Origin of the sequence: Synechocystis sp. LEGE 06083 (assembly GCF_015207725.1) — a bacterium.
Taxonomy (GTDB): Bacteria; Cyanobacteriota; Cyanobacteriia; order Cyanobacteriales; family Microcystaceae; genus Synechocystis; species Synechocystis salina.
The window spans coordinates 1-1739 of the sequence record NZ_JADEWJ010000427.1 but is presented as its reverse complement, the minus strand read 5'-3'; the positions used below and the strand labels follow the sequence as shown (position 1 = coordinate 1739).

At 50.3% G+C, this 1739-nt stretch carries 3 protein-coding genes; 1 reads left to right on the top strand and 2 read right to left on the bottom strand.

What is annotated here, in order from left to right; all coding sequences use genetic code 11:
• On the top strand, positions 1-742 hold a 742-nt coding region (gene gloB / locus IQ219_RS19430), incomplete at its 5' end, for a hydroxyacylglutathione hydrolase (protein WP_194073702.1).
• Between the two features lie 92 nt (positions 743-834).
• Here the strand turns inward: gloB and IQ219_RS19425 are convergent.
• Both IQ219_RS19425 and IQ219_RS19420 read right to left on the bottom strand, forming a co-directional pair.
• Complete coding sequence (locus IQ219_RS19425; protein WP_010871578.1) at positions 835-1008, bottom strand: chlorophyll a/b-binding protein; 174 nt, start codon at positions 1006-1008, stop codon at positions 835-837.
• A gap of 54 nt (positions 1009-1062) precedes the next feature.
• On the bottom strand, positions 1063-1739 hold a 677-nt coding region (locus IQ219_RS19420), incomplete at its 5' end, for a GTPase (protein WP_194073701.1).

The following is a 1739-nucleotide window of genomic DNA, read 5'->3' as shown; positions in this document are numbered from 1 at the left end:
TAACTATATTTTCCTACTCCACCATCGCCAGAAAAATCAGGCCGCAGTGGTAGATCCAGCGGTAGCTAAACCTGTATTGGAATACCTACAAAAATTGGGGGCTGATTTAGTCGCCATTTACAACACCCATCATCACTGGGACCATGTAGGGGCTAATCGGGAATTATTAGCCCAATATCCAAACCTAGAAATTTACGGCGGGGCAGAAGACGAAGGGCGCATTCCCGGCCAAACGATTTTTCTCCAAGATGGCGATCACCTGAAGTTTGCTGGCAGGGAAGCAACAGTCTATTTTGTCCCCGGACATACCAGGGCCCACATTGCCTATTACTTTGCTCCTGGAACCGGGGCAACTACAGGGGATTTATTTTGCGGCGACACTATTTTTGCCGGGGGCTGTGGCCGTTTATTTGAAGGAACCCCGGCCCAGATGGTGCAATCCATTGGCAAATTACGACAATTACCGGATCAAACTCGGCTGTGGTGCGCCCACGAATATACCCTAGGTAATCTCAAATTTGCCCTCACCGTTGATCCCAACAATGGCGACCTCCAGGAACGATTCCAAACAGTGCAAGGCGATCGCCAACGGGGACAGGCCACCGTACCGTCTTGGTTAGGCACAGAAAAAAGCACCAATCCATTTCTGCGGTGGGACGATCCAACTATTCAAGCTCGGATGGGACTGACGGAGCCAGCGCGGGTATTTGGCAAGCTCCGGGGCATGAAGGACAATTTTTAACTAATTTTTAACTTTTGGGCGGTAAATTAAGTCGATTTAGTTTGGTGCATCAATCATGGTAGCCGTAGATATGGGTCAATTGTCCCAACCGATTACCGTAGTCCCAACCAGGCCAGAACCCCCTGGTTAGTGAAATATTCAATCACCAAAATGAGTAGAAATCCCACCATGGCGGCCCGGCCATTCAGCTTTTCTGCATAGTTGTTGAAGCCAAATTTGGGGTCTTCCTGCACGGGGGTTTGGTTCGGTTGTAGTTCTTCACTCATGGGATTTTCTCGGATGATCAACTAGGTTTACAATTCTTTACCTTTCTTTCCCTTTTAGCTTGAGTAAGTTACCCCGTCAATGGGTACGTCAGAGTTGAAAGGGTTATTCAGTTCCGCCTGGGCCTGTAATTCCAGCTCCAGCAACCTTTGGGCTTCTGCGTCCGCCGCGGCCATTTCATCGAGCCATTGCCACACCAGTTGCATCAAGTCATCCAAGCCTCTACGGGTGGCCGCCGAAATGTGCAAACAGGGGGCATCGCTGAATCGTTGTAATTCCGCTTCAATTTCCCTGATCATTTCTTCGTCCAGGGCATCAATTTTATTCAGGGCAATGATTTGGGGTTTTTCCATCAGTCCCCGGCCATAGGCGGCCAACTCCTGTTCTATGACTCGAAAATTGGCGATCGGGTCCCCAGCAGTCACATCCAACACATGGAGCAGTAAACGAGTCCGTTCAATATGGCGCAGAAATTCGTGCCCCAGGCCAATGCCCGCCGCCGCCCCTTCAATTAGCCCTGGAATATCAGCAAAAACGGTGCCATCCCCCGTCGGTTTTCGCACCACCCCCAAATTAGGTACCAGGGTAGTAAAGGGATAATCGGCAATTTTAGGGCGAGCCGCCGATAAAGCCGCAATGAGGGTGGATTTCCCCGCATTGGGCAAACCAATAATGCCCACTTCCGCCAGCAGTTTAAGCTCTAATCGCAGTTGTCGCTGTTCCCGTTCCAATC

Excerpts from the sequence above, each read along its gene's own strand:
- IQ219_RS19425 (WP_010871578.1), bottom strand. The coding sequence starts at position 1,008 with ATGAGTGAAGAACTACAACCGAACCAAACCCCCGTGCAGGAAGACCCC.